Source organism: Citrobacter sp. Awk 4 (genome assembly GCF_028069725.1).
Taxonomy (GTDB): domain Bacteria; phylum Pseudomonadota; class Gammaproteobacteria; order Enterobacterales; family Enterobacteriaceae; genus Citrobacter_D.
This window is the reverse complement of the sequence record NZ_JANEWG010000009.1, coordinates 35,648-59,597: the sequence shown is the minus strand read 5'-3', so window position 1 is coordinate 59,597 and position 23,950 is coordinate 35,648. Positions and strand designations below refer to the sequence as shown.

21 protein-coding genes and 2 pseudogenes are annotated in these 23,950 nt (G+C 52.4%); 8 read left to right on the top strand and 15 right to left on the bottom strand.

The annotated features are described in order from the left end of the window. Positions 1 to 228: 228 nt before the first annotated feature. From rhlE to ybiB, 3 genes are all read left to right on the top strand, one after another. Positions 229 to 1,620 carry an ATP-dependent RNA helicase RhlE gene (gene rhlE, locus NNO04_RS05620; RefSeq protein ID WP_271443841.1) on the top strand — a complete coding sequence of 464 codons (1,392 nt, stop codon included), beginning with the start codon at positions 229 to 231 and terminating at the stop codon, positions 1,618 to 1,620. A 105-nt stretch (positions 1,621 to 1,725) separates the two neighbouring features. Further along, positions 1,726 to 3,870: an ATP-dependent DNA helicase DinG gene (dinG, locus tag NNO04_RS05615; protein WP_271443840.1), complete on the top strand. Its 2,145-nt coding sequence runs from the start codon at positions 1,726 to 1,728 to the stop codon at positions 3,868 to 3,870. A gap of 31 nt (positions 3,871 to 3,901) precedes the next feature. After that, complete coding sequence (ybiB, locus tag NNO04_RS05610) at positions 3,902 to 4,870, top strand: DNA-binding protein YbiB (RefSeq protein WP_271443839.1); 969 nt, start codon at positions 3,902 to 3,904, stop codon at positions 4,868 to 4,870. Between the two features lie 106 nt (positions 4,871 to 4,976). Here ybiB and ybiJ read toward each other — a convergent pair whose 3' ends face one another. From ybiJ to mcbA, 5 genes and pseudogenes are all read right to left on the bottom strand, one after another. After that, complete coding sequence (ybiJ, locus tag NNO04_RS05605) at positions 4,977 to 5,237, bottom strand: DUF1471 family protein YbiJ (RefSeq protein ID WP_162383370.1); 261 nt, start codon at positions 5,235 to 5,237, stop codon at positions 4,977 to 4,979. A gap of 285 nt (positions 5,238 to 5,522) precedes the next feature. Further along, positions 5,523 to 5,789 carry a DksA/TraR family C4-type zinc finger protein gene (locus NNO04_RS05600; protein WP_271443838.1) on the bottom strand — a complete coding sequence of 89 codons (267 nt, stop codon included), beginning with the start codon at positions 5,787 to 5,789 and terminating at the stop codon, positions 5,523 to 5,525. Positions 5,790 to 5,904: 115 nt separating this feature from the next. Then, positions 5,905 to 6,548 (bottom strand): annotated as a pseudogene (gene ybiX / locus NNO04_RS05595) (PKHD-type hydroxylase YbiX). A 45-nt stretch (positions 6,549 to 6,593) separates the two neighbouring features. Beyond that, positions 6,594 to 6,722 (bottom strand): annotated as a pseudogene (locus tag NNO04_RS05590) (hypothetical protein); the annotation flags it as partial. Between the two features lie 101 nt (positions 6,723 to 6,823). Next, positions 6,824 to 7,084 (bottom strand): DUF1471 family periplasmic protein McbA, encoded by a 261-nt coding sequence (gene mcbA, locus NNO04_RS05585; protein WP_271443837.1) that lies wholly within the window; start codon positions 7,082 to 7,084, stop codon positions 6,824 to 6,826. 287 nt (positions 7,085 to 7,371) lie between these two features. On the opposite strand from mcbA, the gene rlmF reads away from it, so the two are divergent. Then, positions 7,372 to 8,298 (top strand): 23S rRNA (adenine(1618)-N(6))-methyltransferase RlmF, encoded by a 927-nt coding sequence (gene rlmF / locus NNO04_RS05580; protein WP_271443836.1) that lies wholly within the window; start codon positions 7,372 to 7,374, stop codon positions 8,296 to 8,298. 5 nt (positions 8,299 to 8,303) lie between these two features. Here rlmF and ybiO read toward each other — a convergent pair whose 3' ends face one another. The 6 genes from ybiO to rhtA form a co-directional block, all read right to left on the bottom strand. After that, positions 8,304 to 10,535, bottom strand: coding sequence for a mechanosensitive channel protein (gene ybiO, locus NNO04_RS05575; RefSeq protein ID WP_271443835.1), 2,232 nt, complete (start codon positions 10,533 to 10,535; stop codon positions 8,304 to 8,306). Between the two features lie 121 nt (positions 10,536 to 10,656). Beyond that, positions 10,657 to 11,379 carry a glutamine ABC transporter ATP-binding protein GlnQ gene (glnQ, locus tag NNO04_RS05570; RefSeq protein ID WP_271443834.1) on the bottom strand — a complete coding sequence of 241 codons (723 nt, stop codon included), beginning with the start codon at positions 11,377 to 11,379 and terminating at the stop codon, positions 10,657 to 10,659. Beyond that, positions 11,376 to 12,035: a glutamine ABC transporter permease GlnP gene (glnP, locus tag NNO04_RS05565; protein ID WP_043015695.1), complete on the bottom strand. Its 660-nt coding sequence runs from the start codon at positions 12,033 to 12,035 to the stop codon at positions 11,376 to 11,378. The genes glnQ and glnP overlap by 4 nt, the downstream gene beginning before the upstream one ends. Positions 12,036 to 12,160: 125 nt before the next feature. Beyond that, positions 12,161 to 12,907, bottom strand: coding sequence for a glutamine ABC transporter substrate-binding protein GlnH (glnH, locus tag NNO04_RS05560; protein ID WP_162383361.1), 747 nt, complete (start codon positions 12,905 to 12,907; stop codon positions 12,161 to 12,163). Positions 12,908 to 13,272: 365 nt separating this feature from the next. Continuing rightward, complete coding sequence (gene dps / locus NNO04_RS05555; RefSeq protein WP_162383360.1) at positions 13,273 to 13,776, bottom strand: DNA starvation/stationary phase protection protein Dps; 504 nt, start codon at positions 13,774 to 13,776, stop codon at positions 13,273 to 13,275. A gap of 301 nt (positions 13,777 to 14,077) precedes the next feature. After that, a complete protein-coding gene (gene rhtA, locus NNO04_RS05550) occupies positions 14,078 to 14,965 on the bottom strand; it encodes a threonine/homoserine exporter RhtA (RefSeq protein ID WP_271443833.1) in 888 nt (295 codons plus the stop codon). A 353-nt stretch (positions 14,966 to 15,318) separates the two neighbouring features. Between rhtA and ompX the strand changes: the two genes are divergently transcribed. Next, positions 15,319 to 15,834 (top strand): outer membrane protein OmpX, encoded by a 516-nt coding sequence (gene ompX / locus NNO04_RS05545; protein WP_192611671.1) that lies wholly within the window; start codon positions 15,319 to 15,321, stop codon positions 15,832 to 15,834. Positions 15,835 to 15,933: 99 nt separating this feature from the next. On the opposite strand, the gene NNO04_RS05540 is transcribed toward ompX, so the two are convergent. Both NNO04_RS05540 and mntS read right to left on the bottom strand, forming a co-directional pair. Further along, positions 15,934 to 17,517, bottom strand: a complete 1,584-nt coding sequence (locus NNO04_RS05540) for a phosphoethanolamine transferase (RefSeq protein WP_271443832.1) — start codon at positions 17,515 to 17,517, stop codon at positions 15,934 to 15,936. 267 nt (positions 17,518 to 17,784) lie between these two features. Beyond that, on the bottom strand, positions 17,785 to 17,913 hold the full coding sequence (mntS, locus tag NNO04_RS05535) for a manganase accumulation protein MntS (RefSeq protein ID WP_162383744.1): 129 nt from the start codon (positions 17,911 to 17,913) through the stop codon (positions 17,785 to 17,787). A gap of 186 nt (positions 17,914 to 18,099) precedes the next feature. Between mntS and mntR the strand changes: the two genes are divergently transcribed. Beyond that, positions 18,100 to 18,573, top strand: a complete 474-nt coding sequence (mntR, locus tag NNO04_RS05530; RefSeq protein ID WP_271443831.1) for a manganese-binding transcriptional regulator MntR — start codon at positions 18,100 to 18,102, stop codon at positions 18,571 to 18,573. Then, positions 18,570 to 19,679: an anion transporter gene (locus tag NNO04_RS05525; RefSeq protein ID WP_271443830.1), complete on the top strand. Its 1,110-nt coding sequence runs from the start codon at positions 18,570 to 18,572 to the stop codon at positions 19,677 to 19,679. Before mntR ends, NNO04_RS05525 begins: the two co-directional genes overlap by 4 nt. Positions 19,680 to 19,769: 90 nt before the next feature. Here NNO04_RS05525 and ldtB read toward each other — a convergent pair whose 3' ends face one another. Next, entirely contained in the window at positions 19,770 to 20,690 is a 921-nt protein-coding gene (gene ldtB, locus NNO04_RS05520) for a L,D-transpeptidase (protein WP_192611676.1), read from the bottom strand. A 233-nt stretch (positions 20,691 to 20,923) separates the two neighbouring features. On the opposite strand from ldtB, the gene NNO04_RS05515 reads away from it, so the two are divergent. After that, positions 20,924 to 22,516 (top strand): ABC-F family ATPase, encoded by a 1,593-nt coding sequence (locus NNO04_RS05515; protein WP_271443829.1) that lies wholly within the window; start codon positions 20,924 to 20,926, stop codon positions 22,514 to 22,516. 91 nt (positions 22,517 to 22,607) lie between these two features. Here NNO04_RS05515 and NNO04_RS05510 read toward each other — a convergent pair whose 3' ends face one another. Continuing rightward, complete coding sequence (locus NNO04_RS05510) at positions 22,608 to 23,900, bottom strand: glucuronyl esterase domain-containing protein (RefSeq protein WP_271443828.1); 1,293 nt, start codon at positions 23,898 to 23,900, stop codon at positions 22,608 to 22,610. Positions 23,901 to 23,950 lie beyond the last annotated feature (50 nt).

Here is a 23,950-nt window from a genome sequence, read left to right as displayed (position 1 = left end):
GCGTGACCTAAGTATTAATCAATCGATTGATTAACATTATGACTGATTTTTCCGCTTGTCCAGTCAGGGGCTTTATTTTGTTTTCTGTATGCTCCGGGATAATTTATGCGGTACGTCACAAAAACTGCTACACTCCGCCCCTTCATGACATTGTGGTTTTTGTCATCTCTTTTGCGTGTATCTCCCTGAAAACTACACCGGGAACGGTCGGGGCGGTTCGGAGTAGTTATGTCTTTTGATTCCCTGGGTTTAAATCCTGATATTTTGCGCGCCGTTGCAGAGCAGGGCTACCGTGAACCCACCCCTATCCAGCAGCAGGCGATCCCTGCGGTGCTGCAAGGCCGCGACCTGATGGCCAGTGCGCAAACGGGTACGGGTAAGACAGCGGGCTTTACGCTGCCGCTGTTGCAGCATCTTATTTCCAATCAACCTCATGCTAAGGGGCGTCGCCCGGTACGTGCGTTGATTTTGACCCCAACCCGCGAACTGGCCGCGCAAATTGGCGAGAACGTGCGGGATTACAGCAAATACCTGAACATTCGCTCGCTGGTGGTCTTCGGTGGGGTCAGCATCAACCCGCAGATGATGAAACTGCGTGGCGGCGTAGACGTGCTGGTGGCGACCCCTGGCCGTTTGCTCGATCTGGAACATCAAAACGCCGTTAAACTGGATCAGATTGAAATTCTGGTGCTGGATGAAGCTGACCGCATGCTGGATATGGGCTTTATCCACGACATTCGTCGCGTATTGGCGAAATTGCCGCCGAAGCGTCAAAACCTGCTGTTCTCCGCAACCTTCTCCGACGACATCAAAGCGCTTGCTGAAAAATTGCTGCGTAATCCGCTGGAAATCGAAGTTGCGCGACGTAACACCGCCTCCGATCAGGTAACACAGCACGTCCATTTTGTTGATAAGAAACGCAAACGTGAACTGCTTTCGCAGATGATTGGTCAGGGTAACTGGCAACAGGTGCTGGTCTTCACCCGCACCAAACATGGCGCCAACCATCTGGCGGAGCAGTTGAATAAAGACGGCATTCGTAGCGCGGCCATCCACGGCAATAAATCGCAAGGGGCGCGTACGCGTGCGCTGGCTGATTTTAAATCCGGCGACATTCGGGTGCTGGTCGCCACGGATATCGCGGCGCGTGGCCTGGACATTGAAGAGCTGCCGCACGTGGTGAACTATGAATTGCCGAACGTACCGGAAGATTACGTCCACCGCATCGGTCGTACCGGGCGTGCTGCGGCAACCGGTGAAGCGCTGTCGCTGGTCTGTGTGGATGAACACAAGCTGCTGCGTGACATCGAAAAGCTGCTGAAAAAAGAGATCCCGCGTATCGCGCTGCCGGGCTATGAGCCGGACCCTTCCATTAAAGCGGAGCCGATTCAAAATGGTCGCCAGCAGCGTGGTGGTAACGGCAACGGCGGCGGTCGTGGCCGCTCTTCACAGGGGCAAGGTCAGGGTGGAGCAGGCCGTGGTCAGCAACAACCGCGTCGTTCTGAAGGCGGGGCGCCAAAATCCGCGGCCAAACCTTCACGCCGACTCGGTGATGCGAAACCGGCAGGTGATAAACCGCGCCCGCCACGCCGCCCGCGCCGACTGACGTCGGCAGAATAATCCAGTCAACGGGAAGCCCGACCAAATGGTCGGGTTTTTCTTTTTGCGACCCGTTCAGGAAAGTGCCACAATAGTGGCTGTTTATACAGTATTTCAGGTTTTCTCATGGCATTGACGGCTGCGCTAAAAGCGCAAATTGCTGCCTGGTATAAGGCGCTTCAGGAACAGATCCCCGACTTTATTCCCCGTGCGCCGCAGCGGCAGATGATTGCTGATGTCGCTAAAACACTGGCCGGGGAAGACGGACGGCATCTGGCGATTGAAGCGCCGACCGGCGTCGGGAAAACCCTCTCGTACCTGATCCCGGGTATCGCTATCGCCCGCGAAGAACAAAAAACGCTGGTGGTGAGTACCGCCAACGTCGCCTTGCAGGATCAGATTTACAGCAAAGACCTTCCCCTGCTGCGAAAAATTATCCCTGATCTCCGTTTTACCGCCGCATTTGGACGCGGGCGATATGTGTGCCCGCGCAATCTGGCGGCGTTGGCCAGCACCGAACCTAACCAACAGGATCTGCTGGCGTTTCTTGACGACGAACTCACACCGAACACTCAGGAAGAGCAAAAGCGCTGTGCCCGGCTGAAGGGCGATTTGGACAGCTACAAGTGGGATGGTTTACGCGATCATACCGATATCGCCATTGATGATTCATTGTGGCAGCGTCTGAGCACCGACAAAGCCAGTTGCCTCAACCGTAACTGCCACTATTACCGCGAATGTCCGTTCTTTGTGGCGCGCCGTGAGATTCAGGAAGCCGAAGTGGTGGTGGCAAACCATGCGCTGGTGATGGCGGCAATGGAGAGCGAAGCGGTCTTACCGGACCCGAAAAATCTGCTGCTGGTGCTGGATGAAGGGCATCATCTGCCCGATGTTGCGCGCGATGCGCTGGAAATGAGTGCTGAAATCACGGCGCCCTGGTATCGCCTGCAACTCGATCTGTTTACCAAACTGGTTGCGACCTGTCTGGAACAATTTCGGCCAAAAACCGCGCCGCCGCTGGCTAACCCCGAGCGTCTGAACGCGCACTGCGAAGAGTTGTACGAACTGATTGCCTCGCTGAACGCGATTCTGAATCTTTACATGCCCGCCACCCAGGAGGCGGAGCATCGCTTCGCCATGGGCGAATTGCCCGCAGAGGTGATGGAAATTTGCCAGCGGCTGGCGAAACTCACCGAAATGTTGCGTGGGCTGGCGGAACTGTTTCTCAACGATCTCAGCGAAAAAACCGGGACCCACGACATCGTACGTCTGCACCGGGTGATTTTGCAGATGAACCGCGCGTTGGGCATGTTCGAAGCGCAAAGCAAGCTGTGGCGTCTGGCGTCGCTGGCGCAGGCGTCCGGTGCGCCGGTATCCAAATGGACCACCCGCGAGGTGCGCGACGGGCAGATGCATGTCTGGTTTCACTGCGTCGGGATCCGCGTTAGCGATCAGCTGGAAAGGCTGCTCTGGCGTAGCGTGCCGCACATTGTGGTGACATCAGCCACGCTACGGTCGCTGAACAGTTTCTCTCGCTTGCAGGAGATGAGCGGACTGAAGGAGAAAGCGGGCGACCGTTTCGTGGCCCTCGACTCGCCATTCAACCATGTTGAACAGGGGAAAATCGTCATACCGCAGATGCAGTATGAGCCGTCAATAGACAACGAAGAGCAGCATATTGCGGAGATGGCGGCCTATTTTCGGCAGGCGCTTGAGAGCAAAAAGCACCACGGCATGCTGGTACTGTTCGCCAGCGGCAGGGCGATGCAACGGTTTCTTGAGCATGTCACGGACTTACGTCTGCTGTTGTTAGTTCAGGGCGATCAGCCGCGATACCGGTTGGTGGAGTTGCATCGCAAGCGGGTGGAAAATGGCGAACGCAGCGTGTTGGTGGGTCTGCAATCCTTTGCGGAAGGGTTGGATCTGAAAGGCGACTTACTCACCCAGGTTCATATTCACAAAATTGCTTTCCCGCCTATCGACAGTCCGGTGGTCATCACCGAAGGGGAGTGGCTGAAAAGCCTGAATCGTTATCCCTTTGAAGTGCAGAGTTTGCCCAGTGCGTCGTTTAATTTGATCCAACAGGTGGGGCGATTAATCCGTAGCCACGGCTGCTGGGGGGAAGTGGTGATTTACGACAAGCGTCTGTTGACCAAAAATTACGGGAAGCGTTTACTGAATGCGTTACCCATTTTTCCAATAGAGCAACCTGTCGTGCCAGACGTTATAGTAAAAACAAAAGCAAAAACGACTCGCCGCAGACGGCGCTAATGTGGTGTGCGCACCCCGCAAGGAGTTTTCGATGGATTACCGCAAAATCATCAAAGAGGTTGGGCGAGGTAAAAATCATGCCCGTGACCTGGACCAGGATACCGCACGCGGTCTGTATACCCATATGTTAAACGGTGACGTTCCTGACCTGGAAATGGGCGGCGTACTGATTGCGCTGCGCATTAAAGGCGAGGGCGTGGCCGAGATGCTGGGCTTCTATGAAGCGATGCAGAAGCACACTCTTCGTCTGACGCCGCCGGTGGCAAAACCCATGCCTATCGTGATCCCCAGTTATAACGGCGCGCGTAAGCAGGCAAACCTGACGCCGCTGCTGGCTATTCTGCTGCGTAAACTGGGCTTCCCGGTGGTGGTTCACGGGGTGAGCGAAGATCCGACCCGCGTATTGACCGAAACCATTTTTGAAATGATGGGAATTACGCCGACCCTGCATGCCGGTCAGGCGCAGGCAAAACTCGACGGGCACCAGCCGGTGTTTATTCCTGTCGGCACACTGTGCCCGCCGCTGGAAAAACAGCTGGCGATGCGCTGGCGAATGGGGGTGCGTAACAGTGCGCACACGCTGGCGAAGCTGGCGACGCCGTTTGCAGAAGACGCGGCCTTACGTCTTGCCAGCGTTTCGCATCCGGAATACGTCCCGCGTGTGGCGAAATTTTTTGGTGACATTGGCGGTCGCAGTTTGCTGATGCATGGCACCGAGGGGGAAGTGTATGCCAATCCGCAACGCTGCCCGCAAATTAGCTTGATCGATAAGCGTGGAGTGCAGGTGCTCCAGGATCGTCAACGCGAGATGCCTGAAGAGCCGGTCCCACTCCCTGCCGCGAAAGATCCTGAAACCACGGCGCGTTGGATTGAGCGTTGTCTGGCGGGAAGCGAACCGGTTCCCGACTCGTTAAAAATTCAGATGGCTTGCTGTCTGGTGGCAACGGGCGAGGTTGAAACGCTGACCGAAGGTCTGGCGCGCGTCGGTCAGAGTTTTTAACGGATTCAGGCAAAAAAAAGCCCGTCCAGTGGCGGACGGGCAAACAAAGGGTAACACAGGTCTATGAGGGTTGGTGCAGGGCGTCTGTAGGCATACAGACAGAAAATTATTTGTAGATAACCGCAGTACCGCTCATTTTGTTGTTGCTGTATGCGGAGGTAATGCTATAGCTGCTTGCGCCAGCAGCAGCGGCTTTCTCAGCCAGTTTCGCTTCCAGTCCATCCAGAGTGGTGGCTCCTTCAGCAGAAACCACACCGATTTTATTCATGTTTTGTGCCTGAGCGGCCGTCACCGGTTCGGCAGCGAATACGCCAAATGACAGTCCAGACAGAGCGATAGCGGCAACAGCATATTTGATCGTTTTCATTGTTAATCTCTCGCAGGTTATTTTGTTCGTAAGACGATGTTCCGTCGATGTGACAAGTATCACGTTTTTTGGCGAGAGATAAAATCGAATAGAATTGACGGCATCAATCAAAAATACTGAATGACAAATAACTTATTGATTATTAATCAATTCAGATTAGGCATTTACAGTTCTTGTTGTTGCTGTTTACAGAGCGAAGGATGACGGCACATTTTGCTACGCAGGTCGTCAAAAACCGTGAGCGTAAAGGAATACGCATCGTGCGATGTTTTCAGTAAAGATAAGTCAACGTAACTGGCTGTCTTTCGATCCTCTACGATTATATCCTGAAAAAGTTTCATTTATTGAATCTTTCTCCTGCTGGCAGGCAATGCATAATCTGACGCCCGGAACCGCTTTGCGTCGGGCGTCGGGGATTGTTTCGCCACACTCTTCGCATTCATACAGACTTTCACCCTGGGGTAATTCCCCACGCACGCGCGCGACAGCATCTTCAATAGTATTGTTGATCTGTTCATTCACCGCGTCGTCATTTGCCCATCCGGATGCCATAAGCCGCCACCTCCACATTCATTTCATAGGGTAATTGTAGTGAATGTGGGGACAATCATCGCATCGTCAAGACGGCGTCTTTTCAGATCTCAGACCATTCACGCAGCAGGTTATGCTAGAGGTTGAGCAAAGAGAGGATCTCCTCACTTTCGCCGTTGCGGCTTTTAAGCGACTGGATATTTTTATCCAGCTCAAACAGCATGGCGCGTTTCTTATCATCGCGGATCATCGACTGGACCCACATAAATGATGCAACGCGAACGCCCCGCGTGACGGGAGTGACGCAATGCAGACTGCTGGAGGGATACAGCACCAAATCTCCGGCCGGTAACTTCACCGCATGCTGCCCGTAGGTATCGTTAACGATCAGCTCCCCGCCGTCATAGCTTTCCGGTGAACTCAGGAATAAGGTGGCGGAAAGGTCAGTGCGCATCCAGCCGTTTTCCGGATGGCTGCGTACTGCGCCATCAACGTGAAAACCATAGGTTTCATTATCCTGATAGCGGTTAAACAACGGCATGGAGAGCGTCTTCGGCAGGGCGGCAGAGAAAAACAGGACGTTCTGGTTGACGGCTGACAGTACCGCCTTCTGCAAAGCGATATACAGTTGCTATCAGTATTAACCTGTTGGTGATTTTTAACCTGAGCGCCCTGAGCGCCAGCGGTTGCCCGGCCATCGATCCAGTCAGCCTGCTCGAGTTGTTGGCGACATTGCGCGACGCCTTGCGGCGTTAAAACGCCCGGAATGTGATACATCATGTGCGATTCTCCGAAAAGTGGGGCCGGGGCCCCACTTGATACCAATCAGAAATGCATATTGGCTGTGAGCAGGAAGGTTCTCGGTTCACCCGGATGATAACGGTATCCGCTCTTGTTAATCGAAGAGACGTAGTCAGTATCAAACAGGTTGTAGACGTTCAACTGGAAATTCACCCATGGTGTTTGCAAATTGAGCGAAAAATTGAAGAAGCGATAAGACAGGGGAGAAAAGGAAAACTGCATCCGGGACGAATGCAGTTGAGCAGGAAACAGCTTCATTTGTAGATGGTTGCAGTGCCGTGCATCTGATTGTTACCGCCTGCGGAGTTAACCACAAACCCTTTCGCGCCTTGCTCACGCGCTTTTTCAGCCAGTTTATCTTCCAGATCGCTCAGGTTAGTCGCCCCTGAGGCAGAAACGGTACCAGACGCTCTTAGCTGTCCGGTTTCTGGACTGGTGATGGGCTGTGCGGCAAATGAGGCAAACGTCAGGCCGGTAAGTACGGTGGCTGCAAGTAAAGTGAGGCATTTTTTCATGATGACTTCCTCTGAGAAACAACAGGTAGTGCCTGATAAGTTTAGGACGTCAGAGGACGACAATTAACGCAAAAAATTGATGAAGATCTGCTTATTTTTTGAACGATATATGTTGACGTATATTGACAAATCAACGACATAAATCTTGCTTATTTTGGTGGCTCTGGCAGTAAAATTTATGCGTTTTGTCGATAACCGCCTGCGGTCACAAAGGTTTTCGCCGCTTAAGCATGTTTACCGCGTTGCGTTATACGGGTATCTTACGCCGCTGTTAAAAGGAGAATGCCATGTCCCCCCAGAAACCGGGATTACACCCCCGTAACCGTCACCACAGTCGATACGATCTCGCGACACTATGCCAGGTCACGCCAGAGCTGGCGCAATTCCTCGTTCGTACGCCAGGCGGCGAACAAAGCATTGATTTTGCCAACCCGCTGGCGGTAAAGGCGTTGAACAAAGCGCTGTTAGCGCATTTCTACGCCGTGACGAGCTGGGATATTCCTGACGGTTTTTTGTGTCCACCGGTACCGGGGCGCGCGGATTATATTCACCATCTGGCGGATCTGCTCGGTGAGACGACGGGAACCATTCCGACCACGGCGAGCGTACTGGACGTGGGCGTGGGGGCGAACTGTATTTACCCGCTGATTGGGGCGCATGAATATGGCTGGCGTTTTACCGGAAGCGAAACCAGTGAAGAGGCGCTCGCCAGCGCCCAGGCGATTATTAAAAGCAATCCGGGGCTAACCCGAATGATCCGTTTGCGTCGACAAAAAGATCCTGCGGCGATCTTCAACGGTATTATTCATAAAAATGAACAGTTTGAGGCCACCCTGTGTAACCCACCGTTCCATGATTCGGCCGCCTCTGCGCGTGCCGGCAGCGAGCGTAAACGCCGAAACCTCGGGCAGGATAAAGACGATGCGCTGAATTTTGGCGGGCAGCAGCAGGAGTTATGGTGTGACGGCGGCGAAGTGGTGTTCATCAAAAAGATGATCGCTGAGAGCCAGGCATTTGGTCGTCAGGTGATGTGGTTTACCACGCTGGTCTCGCGCGGTGAGAATTTACCCCCGCTGTATCGTGCTTTAACGGATGTTGGCGCGGTCAAGGTCGTTAAAAAAGAGATGGCCCAGGGGCAAAAGCAGAGTCGCTTTATTGCCTGGACCTTTATGGATAACGATCAGCGTCGCCGCTTTATGACGCAGAAACGCTGACCGGCCTATAGCGTCGGTTGGTCAGGCGGCAGAGGTTCTGCCGCCGCAGTCCCCCCGGTCGGTGCCGGTAGAACCTGATACGTTTGTACCGGCGTACGGATATTGGCGAGGTCAAAATGTTTTTTGACCTGCGTGTCGAGCGCGAAGCGGACAGTCCACTGCTTCAGCGGCAATGTAGTAAACGAGACGCGCAACGTAAATGAGGTATTGGTTAAACCCACAATGCCGGAGAATGACGGCTCGCCAATGATCAGACCACGCACATCCTCTATTTCCATCACCGCTGCGACGGCGTCTTTCAGCGCCTGGTTCGCTTTGTCGGCATCTTCATGACGATCCACATCATAATTCGCCACGACCGAACCAATGCCGCGTACAAAGTTAGCGAAGGTGGTAATCGATGACCACGGAACAATATGATAAGCCCCGGTATCCTGACGTACGCCGACTGAGCGAATAGACATCCGTTCTACCGTCCCGGTTAAAGGCCCGATCGTCACCAAATCGCCGGTGTTCATGCCGTTTTCAAACTGGATAAAGATCCCGGTAATAATATCTTTCACCAGCGTTTGCGAGCCGAATGAAACCGCCAGCCCCAACGCCCCGGCGCCTGCCAGTAACGGCGCGATATTGACCCCGATTTCCGAGAGCACAATCATGATGGTGATGGTACTGATGATCACCGCCAGCGCATTACGAAACAGCGTGAGCAACGTACGTGTGCGGGCGCTGGGCAGTGGACGCCCATGAACATCGGAGGCCAGACGGTTTTCTATCAGGCTGGCCAGTACGGTCCAGCCAATGGCAGAGAAAAACAGAATCAGCGCAATGCGGATCAGGATATCCACCGTTTTTTCGCCAGCGCCGTAATGCAGCCAGTTCCAGAAGTCGAACAAGCCCCAGGCATTGAGCAGTAACATAGCGGCGATACAGACCGTCAGGAATCGCGCCACTTTCAGCGCCATCGAGAGCCAGTTATTGAGCCGTTTTTGCAGTTCGGGGTAGTTTCGCTGCGTTTCGGGAGACAGGGTGATGGTTTTGGCTATCCAGCGAGAGAACACCCCTGAGATAAACGCGGCGGCACCGACAATGATCAGACTTCGCACCGTGGCGCCCATCATAAATTTCAGGCTATTGCCGGGATCAAACAACGAAAAGAAAAACAGCACGATGAAGTAGGCGCTGGCCAGCCAGTGCCACACCAGGGCAAAGGCGCGAATAAACAGACTAAAAAATGCCAGCGAACGTTCCGCCAGATCCAGTAAATGCTGGGTTACCTCCCGCTTGTTTTTGAAAATCAGATACAGCGCCCATAGCGTGATGCACAGCATGATGATGACGTTGGCCATCGCCCCGACCTGAACATTCACCTGGTTGGAGATAATGGGGACGGCGACAATCAGCCCATAGCCAATCAGACTGCTGAGTGAACTTAAACGCCGGTTCCAGTAGCGCGCTCCGGCATCCTGAAGAGTAAACGGACGCAGCTCTGGCACGGCCGGGCAAAATATCAGACGCAGGATGGCCTTGAAAAATTCAATCAGCGCAAACGCATTGAGAAACAGACTCTGTTGAAATGCGATGGTCCGACTACCGGCGTTCATTTTGTCGCTCAGTATCTGCCCGACAAATAACGTCAGCGCCAGCAGGAGCAGGTCGATAATAAACGCGCCGACAATCATTGCGGGTAGCTGTAGCCAGTTACTGCGATCGCGGTTTTTGTTACGCGCCCATTGCCCCATTTTGCGATACAGCGGCATCGTGCACAGACGGATGACCCAGTAAAACGTGAAGACAGCGGCCGCCAGCATTAAAAAATGGGTCAGGGCATTGGTAAACGAGTGTGAATTGAAGGGCTTGTGCGGGGAGTCGGTAATATTGCGATAGAGTTGGGCAAACTTCCCGGAGAGGGCATCGCCGTATTGACGACTGATGTCAGTCACATTCTCCAGCACGGTTTTTTCTTCAGCAAGCGTGGGAGGCGTGATTTTAGGCACCGGTTCAGCCGGTGGCGTCTTCGCGACACTGCGTAACTGCGCAATCAGTTCTTTACGGGACGTCTCGTTTTCCAGCACGTCCGCGAGCGCCGCATAGGCCGCTTTCTTTTGTTCGACATCCGGCTCTGCCGTGGGTGCCGCGCCTGGTTGCGACGGGGCGACCGTCGTTACGCCGGGTATTGATACTGCATGGGCGGGAGCGCCCAGTAGAATGAAGAGGATGAACAGGATCCACCGCATGACTCCTCCAGTGAGAAAGTACAACAAAAGGATAAGTATAGAGGATGGGGGAGGCAGGATTTGAAATGGGACAATTCGCAGGGAAACCTCCCTTCTTTCTGAAGGGAGGTCAGAGCGGTGATCAGGAGACGTGCTGTAAAAATTCCTGTAAACGCTGACTGGGTGGATTTTCAATCAGGGTTTGCGGGTTGCCGTCCTCCGCAATGCGGCCTTTGTCGATAAAGATCAGACGCGAGGCCACTTTCTCGGCGAAGCCGATTTCGTGCGTTACGATCACCATCGTCATGCCTTCTTCCGCCAGATCCTGCATCACTTTCAGCACTTCGTGGCGCAGTTCAGGATCCAGTGCGGAGGTAGGCTCATCAAACAGCATCATTTTAGGTTTCACCGCCAGCGCACGGGCGATCGCCACGCGCTGTTGCTGGCCGCCGGAAAGCTCTGAAGGGTAGTGATGCGCACGTTCTGCCAGCCCGACTTTCGCCAGCAGCTCTTTGGCCAGTTTTTCAGCCTCTGCTTTGGAAGCTCCGCGCACGCGTTGTGGACCAAACATGACGTTTTCCAGCGCTGTCAGATGCGGGAAGAGATAGAACTGCTGAAACACCATCCCGGCTTCCTGGCGGATTAAACGCTCGTCCACCTTCGGATCGTTCACTTTCAGACCATCGACGATCAGATCGCCGGAGGTAATCTCTTCGAGTTTATTAATGCAGCGCAGCAGGGTGGATTTACCGGAACCTGATGGCCCGATAATGACCACCACTTCGCCCTGCTTAATGTTCAGATCGATATTATGCAGCACCTGGGTTGGACCAAAATGCTTAGAGACGTTTTTAAATTCAATCACAGGATTTTCATCCTTCTTTCCAGACGACGCAGAATAAAGCTCAGTACCAGCGTAATGATCAGGTAGAACACCGCAACGGCGCTCCAGATTTCCAGTGCGCGGAAATTACCGGCAATGATCTCCTGGCCCTGACGGGTGAGTTCAGCCACGCCGATCACAATGAACAGTGAGGTATCTTTAATGCTGATGATCCACTGGTTACCCAGCGGCGGCAGCATACGGCGCAGCGCAAGTGGTAAAATGACATGACGAATGGTTTCTGTGCGAGAGAGCCCAAGCGCCAGCCCGGCTTCGCTGAAACCTTTATGGATTGAGAGCACGGCCCCACGCGTAATCTCGGCGATGTAGGCACCTGAGTTGATCATGATGGTGACGACGGCGGCGCTGAACGGGTCAATCCGCAGATCGTTAAACGCCATTGGCAATGCGAAGTAGATAAACATTACCTGCACGACAATCGGCGTACCGCGGATCACTTCAATAAAGACCAGCGCGACGTGGTTGGCAATCCAACCGCCAAAGGTGCGCGCAAACCCTGCTGCCAGCCCGATAACCAAACCGCCGGCCAGACCGAGGACCGAGATCCACAAGGTCATTTTGGCGCCTTCAATGAGAAGCGGAATGGCGGGCCAGATGGCACTCCAGTCAAACTGCATATGTCGTTCCTGTTACCGTGGTGAATTTATTCAAATGCCCATGCTGCCGATGCGGACAGGGGCTAAAACGTAGGCCCGGTAAGCATGAGCGCCACCGGGCACGACGAGCCGATATTCAGGCTGTTTTATTTAGGTTCAGTACCGAACCATTTTTTGTAGATTTCGTTATAGGTGCCGTTTTCGCGCAGCGTTTTCAGCGCGCCGTTCACTTTCTCGCGCAGTTCATCGCTGCCTTTCGGGAAGGCGACACCGTACTGCTGTGCTTCGAGGGACTCACCGACCGCTTTGAACTGGCCATTGCCTGCGGTTTTGATGAAATACAGGATGTTCGGCGTATCATGCAGAACGGCATCTGCGCGATTGGTGCCCAGCTCCATATACGCGTTATCAATGTTCGGGAACTGGCGCAGATCTTTGGTTTTGATGTTGGCTTTCGCGTAATCAACAGAACCGGTTCCGCTCTTCACGGCAACGACTTTGCCATCCAGATCTTTTACACTTTTGACGTCGTTGTTGTTCGCTTTTACCATCACTAACAGACCACTTTTGTAGTAGCCATCAGAGAAGTCGATCGCTTTTTTACGTTCTTCTGTAATGGTGATGCCCGCCAGCGCCAGATCGATGTTTTTGGTTTGCAGCGCAGGGATGATGCCGCTGAAATCCATCGGTTTCAGTTCATAATCCAGCTTCAGTTCTTTCGCCACAGCAGCCCACAGATCCACATCAAAGCCAACGTATTTGTCGCCCTGTTTGAATTCAAACGGAACGAAGGCCGTGTCGGTTGCGACAACGAGTTTCTTATCCGCGGCGTGAGAGGACACCGCAAAAGCCAGGGTAAGTGCTGCCAGTGAAACTTTTAATACAGACTTCATAGCATTTCCTTTTATATCCACGGGGCGATCCCCTGCGAGAACAGACAATGTAATGAAAAAAACATGCCAACTTTGTAACTCATTGTTTTAACAAGCATGTATTTTATGTCGTTGCACAATAAGCATGGCAAAGTCGACGCTTCGCACCGTTTTGGGGCACTGAATTAGTGCAGAATTGTCCTGGTGCAAACGGTACGACTATTTAGCGTAAAAATTGTTGCTAAAACAATCTTTCATTAACGATTGTGTGAAGTGATTATTACAATTAATTCACTTTAATAGAGGGGGGATCGCCATTGGTGCACCATAAAAGTGCAAAACCCCCGCCAGAGCGAGGGTTATCAGAGGAAGTACTTATGACGTGCTTATTCGATGTTGGATTCAATGAACCACAGGAATTTGTCGAGATCGCGAGAGGCGGCGGTGAAGATATCAGCGGTGTCTTCATCTTTCGCTTCGCTGATGGCTTTACGCACATCGTTAGCGACAATCGCATAGCGATCGGCCAGCTCTTTCAGGTGATCCTGTACGGTATGGATATCCAGCGGGTAGCTTTTCAGCGGCGTCTTGCTATTAATGACTTGCGTTGTGCCTAATGCTACGCCACCCAGTTGCACTGCGCGTTCAGCCATCGTGTCCAGGTGATCGGTCAATGCGGTACGGAAGCCATCCAGCATTTCATGTACGGCAATGAAATTGGCACCGCGCATGTTCCAGTGAGCCTGTTTGGTAATCAAAGACAGGTCAATAAACTGGATCACCTGACGATTCAACAGCTCAATTGTCGCTTTCTTATCGCTGTCAGAGACATCGTTACGGGTATAAAGCAGATTAGACGCTTTCGTTTTTACTAATTTAGCGGTACTCATAATCTCATATCCTCTTGATGTTTTGTTTCCCGGGTAATTAACGAAACTAAGTATAGCAGTCGATTTAACGTCTGCTTTTTTGGTTGTGCCTATTACATTAATAGTGCGGAGGGTATGAAATATAAAAACAGATAAAAATTAAATAGATGGCTGTTTTGTTGCGCGTTTGTTGCTTATTTAAATCAGGGGGTGAAAATGAGAAGAAATATGCCAATGAGAACGTCAAAAATAAAAGGATATCAGACGGTTCTGCAAGGGGGAATATTCTGCATGATGATACACATCATGCAGAACGGCGAAGTTAATTAATATCGACCTGCTTAATTTGAGTTTCACGCCGCAGGGTGAGCGTTGAGCCCATTGATGCCGCAATGATGGCACATAAGGCCAGCGTCTGTACCAGCGTCAGCGTCTCCCCGAGGAAGATCATCCCGGAAACGGCGGCCAGGGCAGGCTCCATACTCATCAGCGTGCCAAATGTGCGTGTGGGCAGGCGTGTCAGCGCAATCATCTCCAGCGAGTAGGGCAGTGCTGTGGAAAGGACAGCCACAGCCAGACCTAATGGGATAATCGACCAGTGCCACAGGGCATCACCCGCCTGGATGGCGCCAAGTGGGACAAAAACCATAGCGGCAATGAGTGAACCTACCGCGACGGTGGCGGGACCGTGCTCCTCTCCCGCGCGGTGTCCGGTGAGAATATAGACCGCCCAGCAGATTCCGGCCCCAAGCGCCAGTAACGCGCCGGTGAGATCTACATGAGAGACGTCCTGCCCCAGCGGCAACAGAAACCACAGTCCGAGAACAGCCAGCGCCACCCAAATAAAATCAACAGGACGTCGTGAAGAAAACAGGGCCACCGCAAGGGGGCCGGTGAATTCCAGGGCAACGGCGATACCCAGCGGCACCGTCTGGATCGAAAGATAAAAGAGGTAGTTCATTCCCCCCAGCGACAGCCCATAAAACACCAGGGGAAGACGTTGTTCTTTTGCAAAACGCAGACGCCAGGGTTTAAAGAACGCGATAAGGATTAATGTACCCAATGCAAGGCGCAGCGCTGTAACGCCCGGCGCGCCAACGAGAGGGAACAGTGTTTTCGCCAGTGAAGCCCCGCTTTGAATCGAGGACATGGCAATAAGTAAAACCAAGATGGGTAACCAGACTTGCGTTTTTCGTGACGACCCCGGCATCCTTTCTCCTGTCAATAAATGTGTAGAAAAGTAAAAGGGGAGTGTAAAGGAAATAACCCTCTGGCGGTTGAGTATTCGTTGAAAAAAAATTCCAGAAAATCCGTAAAATGGGCGTCGGTTGATGGATTAATAAGCTGTGTGATTAGGATTTATCTGGATGAATGTGCCATGTTTTGCGCGTAATAATGGTGTGATTATTCGGAAAAACGATGTTATTTGAAAGAGATAGCGGGCATTGGAAATGTTTTGTTACATGAAAGGCTTCGTTAGACATCGTGAATCGCAAAGAGTTTCTCATCAATTTTTGATATATTTAAAACTTAGGATTTACTTGAAGCACATTTGAGGTGGTTATGAAAAAAATTGCATGTCTTTCAGCACTGGCCGCTGTTCTGGCTATTTCCGCAGGTACTGCTGTAGCTGCTACTTCTACCGTTACTGGTGGTTACGCTCAGAGCGATGCTCAGGGCCAGGCTAACAAAATGGGCGGTTTTAACCTGAAGTATCGTTACGAGCAGGACAACAACCCGCTGGGCGTAATTGGTTCCTTCACCTACACCGAAAAAAGTCGTACTAACAGTGCAGGCGATTACAACAAAACCCAGTATTACGGCCTCACCGCTGGTCCGGCTTACCGTCTGAACGACTGGGCAAGCATCTACGGTGTAGTTGGTGTTGGCTACGGTAAATTCCAGGAAACGAATTTACCGACTGACAAACACGACACCAGTGATTACGGTTTCTCCTACGGTGCCGGTGTTCAGTTCAACCCGATCGAAAACGTTGCTCTGGACTTCTCCTACGAGCAGAGCCGTATTCGTAGCGTTGATGTTGGCACCTGGATCGCGGGTGTTGGTTACCGCTTCTAATCACGACGGTGATATGAAAAATCCGCCTCTCGGGGCGGATTTTTTTTGCCTGAAAATGGCGAAAGAGGCGGGGCGATATGGCATCTCCCCGTTCGGTTATTACGATTTGGTGTCGAAGATGTCAGTGCCCAGATGGTTGTAATCCACCTTCTGTAACTTGAAGTTGGTGATGAAAATAGGCCCCGCTTTTTGTTCGGAGAGGAAGCGGTATTTGAGGCTTATCTCTTTTGCGCTGATCCCGGTCCATTGTGCGAAAAAGCCCAGGAAGTCATTAGCGGAACGACGCGCTTTGATTTTGCGGTGCGCTTTATCATCGCTGGATAAAACCATAAACGGCACCTGGAAGTTCTGCTGGAACTGATCATCATGCGCCAGATATTGCACCTCTTTTCCACGCTCTTTAAACGCCAGACCGTGATCGGAGAAATAGACCATCGAGAAACTGTTACCGCTATTGCGCAACTGCTCGTACAGCTGGCGCAGCAGGTCGTCGGTTTGCGTCATGGTGTAGAGATAACAGGACGTCTCTTTTGACTGCACGAATTCCGTGTATTTACCTTGCGTACGATCGCAGGCCTGGGGATGAGATCCCATTAAATGCAGGACAATAAGCTGTGGCTGCGTATGCTCGGTTTCGAGTACCTGGGCGGTCATTTTTAACAGCGCTTCGTCACGCGCATTTTTGTTCGCTTCAAAGTTACCGTCTTTCAGGAAGTGCACTTCGTCAGCACGCTTCGCAATACTGGCGATGGCCGTGTCGTACTCGCCTATTTGCCCTTGGTTTGAGAACCACCATGTCTGGAAACCGGCGCGGTTGGCCAGCGTCACAAAGTTATCCTGATACTGCGGTTGATTGTCCACCACACGGTTTAGCGTCAGGCCAAGGGATTTTTGTGTAGATCCGCTTGCCGCAACGTAATCCATAAAAATATTACCGTTGACCGTGCTGGCAAAAGGGGTGTTATCCCAGTGACCGCCAAACGCGCCCAACGCGTCCCGGCGCGCACTTTCGCCAATCACCACCACATAGGTATGGTATTTGGGTTTGACCGCCGTCACCGTCCAGGTGTCCTTCATCCCGGCCAGTTTCGCCATTCGCGCCTGTTCGTCAATCACCTCATTGTTATTGACGATAACGTCTTTGACGAAGCGGAATACCGGGTAACCCGTATCTTTCAGTTTAAAGACGCCGCCCCATGCCAGGTTTTCTACGGGGGTAACAAAGAACGTAATGATGCTAAACAGCAGGCACAGGCTGTTGAGCGTATTCCAGGGTTTCTTTTCGGTCTCTTTTTTGCGGCGAATGGCAATCACGCCCAGCGCAAAAATGAAGACAGCCACCAGGTAGTTGTACCACGGGAAGATCGTCAGGATCTCGGTCGACTCTTCCATGTTGGTCGAATGCATCGCCAGCAAGGTATTAAAGTTGGGCGAACCGTATGCCTGACCGAACGGGAAATACATGGCGGCGATCAGTGAACACACGCCGATCAATACCTTTTGCGTACGCGGCGCGCTACGCCACAGCAGCAGCAATATACAGGTAAAGGCCGCGCTATAGAGCACGCTAAGAGGGTAACCCAGTGCGAGGTTAATCAGCAAAGATTGTAAAAAGTAAAAGGCCGTCCACGGGTTAATGACCCGGCTGCGGGCAATAAGCGAGTCTTTGAGGGTTAAATTCATATGCCACTATTACAAAAACGCCATGTGCTTACCCTGGCGCAAAGGGTTAATGCCTGCCTGAGAGTGCGTGAAGAGGGTATCTGCGTGCCGCAATATATGCAGGGATGCAAGAAGATAGAACCTACTTATGTTTTGGTCAACTACTACAACGAAAATGTTTTGCGAAGGAAGTAGAAAATCAGACAAAAAGAAGGGGTATTTGCGCTGAGCCGAGAAAATGATCTGTGGTGGAGGGACGAAAATGATGCGGCGTACCGCGACGCCGCACTAGTGTGAGGAGGGCTTATCCTGCTCTGGTTTGCCGTTGATCATATCGCACAGCATTGAGATCAGCATTAACCGTACCTTAAAGGGAGAGTGACTAAACACGCGCATGCACCTCTTGAATTCGTTCATATAAACCTCCTGACTTATCGATCCCATCAATCCTTGAGGGATGACTGTATTACATACAGATATAGCACAGGCTATATTATATAGCTATTGCTAAAACGTTAATTTTTTGTGCCAGGACAACTCTGGTTTACAATGGCTTCTCTTACATTAGATACAGTCAACGCGTCACAGTCATGGGGAAGCAGAATGAGTCGTCGCGCAGGTACGCCAACAACAAAAAAAGTGACGCAATTAGTGAATGTCGAGGAACATGTCGAGGGGTTTCGCCAGGTCCGGGAAGCGCACCGTCGTGAATTGATTGATGACTATATTGAGCTGATTTCCGACTTAATCATCGAGGTCGGTGAGGCGCGTCAGGTCGATATGGCGGCCCGACTCGGTGTTTCGCAACCCACCGTCGCCAAAATGCTTAAGCGTCTGGCGACCGTCGGGCTGATTGAAATGATCCCCTGGCGTGGGGTGTTCCTGACCCCGGAAGGGGAGAAACTGGCGCAAGAGACCCGTGAGCGACATCAGATCGTTGAAAATTTTCTGCTGGTGCTTGGCATAAGTGCGGACATTGCACGTCGTGATGCAGAGGGAATGGAGCATCACGTGAGTCAGGAAACGCTGGAGGCTTTTCGGCTGTTTACACAAAAGAACGGAACCACATCTGAATGAGTCTTCCCTTTTTGCGCGCGCTCAGGCGCGATCGTTTTTTTCAGTTGTTGTTGATTATCGGGATTGGCTTAAGTTTTTGTGTACCGTTTGCCCCTCGTCGTTGGTTCGCTGCCATTGACTGGCATACCATTATTACCCTCAGTGGTTTAATGCTGCTGACAAAAGGGGTGGAACTGAGCGGCTACTTTGACGTCCTGGGGCGCAGAATGACCCGCCGGTTTGCGACCGAGCGCCGTCTGGCGATGTTTATGGTGCTGGCGGCCGCAGGACTGTCGACGTTTCTGACCAACGATGTGGCGTTATTTATCGTGGTCCCTCTCACCATTACCCTCAAAAAACTGTGTGCGATTCCGGTCAATCGGCTGATCATTTTTGAAGCGCTGGCGGTGAATGCCGGTTCACTGCTCACTCCCATTGGCAACCCGCAAAATATTCTACTGTGGGGGCGTTCTGGCCTCTCATTTACCGCCTTTACCTGGCAGATGCTACCGCTTGCTGTCGCAATGATGCTGACCTTACTGGCGCTGTGCTGGTTCTGTTTTCCGGCGAAAGCGCTGCAATACCATACCGGGACGCGCTCGCCAGACTGGCAGCCGCACCTGGTGTGGAGCTGTCTCGGGCTGTACATCGTCTTTCTGAGCGCGCTGGAACTGAAGCAGGAGCTGTGGGGGCTGGTGATTGTGGCGGCAGGATTTCTGATGCTGGCGCGCCGCGTCGTGTTCAGCGTGGACTGGACGTTGTTGCTGGTGTTCATGGCGATGTTTATCGACGTCCATTTACTAACTCAGCTGCCCGCGTTGCAGGCGATTTCAGTCCATATCGGCACCCTTTCCGGGCCGGGACTTTGGCTGACGGCTATCGGACTGTCGCAATTTATCAGCAACGTGCCCACGACGATTTTACTGTTGAACTATGTACCGCCTACACTGCTGCTGGCATGGGCTGTCAATGTCGGTGGTTTTGGCCTGTTACCGGGCTCGTTGGCAAATCTGATTGCATTACGCATGGCAAACGACCGACGCATCTGGTGGCGTTTCCATCTGTATTCGTTACCGATGTTGGTATGGGCGGCGTTGGTAGGGTATGGATTGTTGCTGTTGATGTGAGGATTGTGCCCGATGGCGCTAGCGCTTATCGGGCCTACAGGTTAAGTAGGCCGGATAAGGCGAAAGCCGCCATCCGGCATTTTTTGATGCTTAGTTCAGACGAACCGGCATACCAGAACGGTTCTGGATAGCTTGATCAACCACCGCCTTATCGACATCCGGCTGGTTGGTGACGCTTTGTACGCTCTTGTTCAGCGTAATCGGCACAATCTCGCCGCCTTCAAACTGAGCTTCAGTGGTCGACAGCGGGTTATGCACCTCAATGTAGCGGCTGCCGTCTGGCTCGGTGGTGGCTTTCACAGGTTCATCAATGAACTGAACGCGCGTACCGACCGGGACATTCTCAAACAGGAATTTGATGTCTTCGTTACGCAGACGCACACAACCGTGGCTCACGCGTAAACCGATACCAAAGTTGGCGTTAGTCCCGTGGATGGCATACAGGCGGCCAATATACAGGGCGTACAGACCCATCGGGTTATCCGGACCGGCAGGCACGACTGCGGGCAGCGGCTCACCCGCAGCACGGTATTCGGCGTGCATTTTTGCCGTCGGCGTCCAGGTCGGGCCTGCTTTTTTGCGTTCTACTTTGGTGGTCCAGTTGATCGGGGTATCTTTACCTAACTGGCCAATACCAATCGGCAGCACGATAACGGTGTTGGTGCCTTTCGGGTAGTAGTACAGACGCATTTCAGCGCTGTTGATGACCATACCTTCATGCACGGTATCCGGCAGGATCAACTGCTGCGGAATGTTCAGCACTGTACCGCCTTTCGGCAGGAAGGTATCCACGCCAGGGTTCGCTTCCAGCATGTTGGAAAGCCCCATCTGGTACTGGGCAGCAAAATATTCCAGCGGCTGAGTATTGCCTTCCGGGACCGTGATGACCTGGTTTTGACCAATCACCCGGCTACCGTCTGTCGGTAGTGGATATGTAACGGCTGAAGCAGTGCTGCAAAAGCCAACAACAGCGAGTGCCGCCGCGAAAAACGTTGTCAATTTCATATTCATGTTCATTTATGCGAGATTCATTGCCAGGCAGGCTATTGGGTTGAGAGTTCTGTAGTGTTGGGAGCGCATTATATGTGCATTCTGGTTCACAGGGAAATCAGATGTGTACGAAATCACATTTTTCCCTTGATCTGACCTTCCGTTTTGCGCCCACCCTCCTGACAATACGCGATCTTATTTAAGACTTGTGGCATAATATGCGGTTTGTCACATATTTTTCTCAGGATACGCCAGTGTTAGTTTCCAGCAACGTCACCATGCAGTTCGGCAGTAAGCCGCTGTTTGAAAATATTTCCGTCAAATTTGGCGGCGGCAACCGTTACGGCCTGATTGGCGCGAACGGTAGCGGTAAATCCACCTTTATGAAGATCCTCGGCGGCGACCTTGAGCCGACGCTGGGTAACGTCTCCCTCGATCCCAATGAGCGTATTGGTAAGCTACGTCAGGATCAGTTTGCGTTCGAAGAGTTCACCGTACTGGATACGGTGATCATGGGCCACGCTGAACTGTGGGAAGTGAAACAAGAACGCGACCGCATCTACGCGCTGCCGGAAATGAGCGAAGAAGACGGTTATAAAGTGGCCGATCTGGAAGTGAAATACGGCGAAATGGACGGTTATTCTGCTGAGTCCCGCGCTGGCGAACTGCTGCTTGGCGTGGGCATTCCGGTAGAACAGCATTACGGCCCGATGAGCGAAGTCGCTCCCGGCTGGAAGCTGCGTGTACTGCTGGCGCAGGCCCTGTTCTCAAACCCGGACATCCTGCTGCTCGATGAACCGACCAACAACCTGGACATCGACACCATTCGTTGGCTGGAGCAGACGCTGAACGATCGTGACAGCACCATGATCATCATCTCGCACGACCGTCACTTCCTGAACATGGTCTGTACGCACATGGCGGATCTCGACTACGGAGAACTGCGTGTTTATCCCGGTAACTATGACGAGTACATGACGGCGGCAACTCAGGCGCGCGAACGTCTGCTGGCCGATAACGCCAAGAAGAAAGCGCAGATTGCCGACCTGCAATCGTTTGTCAGCCGCTTTAGCGCCAACGCCTCTAAATCGCGTCAGGCAACTTCACGTGCGCGTCAGATTGATAAAATCAAGCTCGACGAAGTGAAGGCCTCCAGCCGTCAGAACCCGTTCATCCGTTTCGAACAGGACAAGAAACTGTTCCGTAACGCGCTGGAAGTGGAAGCGCTGACCAAAGGCTTTGAGAATGGCCCGCTGTTTAAAAACTTCAATTTGCTGCTGGAAGTGGGCGAGAAGGTGGCCATCCTGGGGGCGAACGGCGTGGGTAAATCTACCATGCTGAAAGCGCTGGTAGGCGACATTGCGCCGGATAATGGCACCGTTAAATGGTCTGAGAATGCGCAAATTGGCTACTACGCGCAGGATCACGAATATGAGTTCGAAAACGATCTGACCGTTTTTGAATGGATGAGTCAGTGGAAGCAGGAAGGCGATGACGAGCAGGTTGTTCGTAGCTTCCTTGGTCGTCTGCTGTTCAGCCAGGACGATATCAAAAAGCCTGCTAAAGTGCTCTCCGGTGGTGAAAAAGGGCGCATGTTATTCGGTAAGTTGATGATGCAGAAACCAAATATTCTGGTGATGGATGAACCAACCAACCACCTGGATATGGAATCTATCGAATCGCTGAACATGGCGCTGGAGATGTATCAGGGCACGCTGATCTTTGTTTCTCACGACCGCGAATTCGTTAGCTCGCTGGCAACCCGCGTGATCGAAATTACGCCGGAACGCGTTGTCGACTTCACCGGTAACTACGAAGATTACCTGCGTAGCAAAGGCGTCGAATAATCAGACTGCCCGAGTAATGCCCAATGCAACGTTGGGCATTTTCCTGAGACCTTCCCCCGGCTGTGGTCAGGGGAAGGTGACAAACACTTACTTAACGCTTCGACACCGACGCGTCTTCCTGCAAATATTTCTTACCGACCTCCAGATACTGCTGCCAGTCATAATGATAAATATCGTGAACCCCTTCCCGGTAGTGATAGTTCAGACGACTGTGCAACGGCTGTCCTGTTTTTGGCTGTTGATCGGTCGTAAAAATATCATCGGTATAAAGTTGATAGACGCTTTTGGCGGCCACAACAGATAAAAATTCGCCTTTGGGATCCGACCATTGATCCTCTTTCGCGCTGGCGACATACACCGGACGGGGGGCGATCAGGGAGATCAACATATGCTGGTCTACGGGTAACGCATTAATGTTATTGGCATAGCTTGCGTATTTGGCCGAGAACCAGTGCGGAAAATCGGTAGTGATTGATGCCAGCGTTTCGCCATAGTTGCGCCGTGCCAGCGCCGCGCCGCCTTCACCGGCATCGTTGGCGATGACGTAGCGAAAACGCGCATCATTGGCACCCGCCCAGAGCGCTGTTTTGCCTAACCGTGAATGGCCGATGACCGCCAGACGGTCGCGGTCGACATCGTTACGGGTCTGCAGATAATCCGCGACGGCGCTTAAACCGCCAGCCCAGACGCCAATCGCGGAATAATCGCCCACTGCTTCGCCGGGACGGCTTGCTTGAATAAAGCGTTGAAAATCCGCAGGGTTATCGGCGACGACATCACCATAATACAGGGTCGCGACACCAAAGCCTTGCGACACGATATCATCGAATGGCCAGCGATAAGCGCGCACGCCGCGCGAGGCGGGAGTGAAGGTATTGTGCAGCGTTGTAGCCAGCGTAGGGTCGACTTTGCTACCGCAGACCAGTGGATTCGCCCATTGGGTGGAAACCGGCAGTGCCGGATTGAACGTCACCGCGTGGTTGCCGCAGAAGTTATACCCGACGAATACGGGGACGGGTTTGGCGGAATCAGGCATATACATCAGCAAATGCGCAGGCCGACCATCCAGCGATAAATCCACCGTCTGCCAATAGCCTTTCGAAAGCGTTAAGGGATGCTTTGCCGATGTGTTGATGACTTTCACATGCTTAAACGTGAAAGTTTTGCCGTACACGTTGTCATGAAACAGATTTAAAATTTCACTACGCCGCGTTGTTTCCCATACGTGTCTGGCATCCTTTGTGTCCGCCGGAATGGTCTGCGGCAGCGACCATGAACCTGTTTTGTTTTCATCATAATTGGGTTTGAAACCTTCGGCGGCAAAGGCTGAATGGGCGGTGAAGGCCGCAAGCGAGACAACGACAGCTAAGATAGTCTTGTTCATAAAAACTCCGTGAAGGGGTCCATTGATGTCCGACTCTCCCAGAGACGCCC

Excerpts from the sequence above, each read along its gene's own strand:
- rhlE (WP_271443841.1), top strand. The coding sequence starts at position 229 with ATGTCTTTTGATTCCCTGGGTTTAAATCCTGATATTTTGCGCGCCGTT.
- dinG (WP_271443840.1), top strand. The coding sequence starts at position 1,726 with ATGGCATTGACGGCTGCGCTAAAAGCGCAAATTGCTGCCTGGTATAAG.
- ybiB (WP_271443839.1), top strand. The coding sequence starts at position 3,902 with ATGGATTACCGCAAAATCATCAAAGAGGTTGGGCGAGGTAAAAATCAT.
- ybiJ (WP_162383370.1), bottom strand. The coding sequence starts at position 5,237 with ATGAAAACGATCAAATATGCTGTTGCCGCTATCGCTCTGTCTGGACTG.
- NNO04_RS05600 (WP_271443838.1), bottom strand. The coding sequence starts at position 5,789 with ATGGCATCCGGATGGGCAAATGACGACGCGGTGAATGAACAGATCAAC.
- mcbA (WP_271443837.1), bottom strand. The coding sequence starts at position 7,084 with ATGAAAAAATGCCTCACTTTACTTGCAGCCACCGTACTTACCGGCCTG.
- rlmF (WP_271443836.1), top strand. The coding sequence starts at position 7,372 with ATGTCCCCCCAGAAACCGGGATTACACCCCCGTAACCGTCACCACAGT.
- ybiO (WP_271443835.1), bottom strand. The coding sequence starts at position 10,535 with ATGCGGTGGATCCTGTTCATCCTCTTCATTCTACTGGGCGCTCCCGCC.
- glnP (WP_043015695.1), bottom strand. The coding sequence starts at position 12,035 with ATGCAGTTTGACTGGAGTGCCATCTGGCCCGCCATTCCGCTTCTCATT.
- glnH (WP_162383361.1), bottom strand. The coding sequence starts at position 12,907 with ATGAAGTCTGTATTAAAAGTTTCACTGGCAGCACTTACCCTGGCTTTT.
- dps (WP_162383360.1), bottom strand. The coding sequence starts at position 13,776 with ATGAGTACCGCTAAATTAGTAAAAACGAAAGCGTCTAATCTGCTTTAT.
- rhtA (WP_271443833.1), bottom strand. The coding sequence starts at position 14,965 with ATGCCGGGGTCGTCACGAAAAACGCAAGTCTGGTTACCCATCTTGGTT.
- ompX (WP_192611671.1), top strand. The coding sequence starts at position 15,319 with ATGAAAAAAATTGCATGTCTTTCAGCACTGGCCGCTGTTCTGGCTATT.
- NNO04_RS05540 (WP_271443832.1), bottom strand. The coding sequence starts at position 17,517 with ATGAATTTAACCCTCAAAGACTCGCTTATTGCCCGCAGCCGGGTCATT.
- mntS (WP_162383744.1), bottom strand. The coding sequence starts at position 17,913 with ATGAACGAATTCAAGAGGTGCATGCGCGTGTTTAGTCACTCTCCCTTT.
- mntR (WP_271443831.1), top strand. The coding sequence starts at position 18,100 with ATGAGTCGTCGCGCAGGTACGCCAACAACAAAAAAAGTGACGCAATTA.
- NNO04_RS05525 (WP_271443830.1), top strand. The coding sequence starts at position 18,570 with ATGAGTCTTCCCTTTTTGCGCGCGCTCAGGCGCGATCGTTTTTTTCAG.
- ldtB (WP_192611676.1), bottom strand. The coding sequence starts at position 20,690 with ATGAATATGAAATTGACAACGTTTTTCGCGGCGGCACTCGCTGTTGTT.
- NNO04_RS05510 (WP_271443828.1), bottom strand. The coding sequence starts at position 23,900 with ATGAACAAGACTATCTTAGCTGTCGTTGTCTCGCTTGCGGCCTTCACC.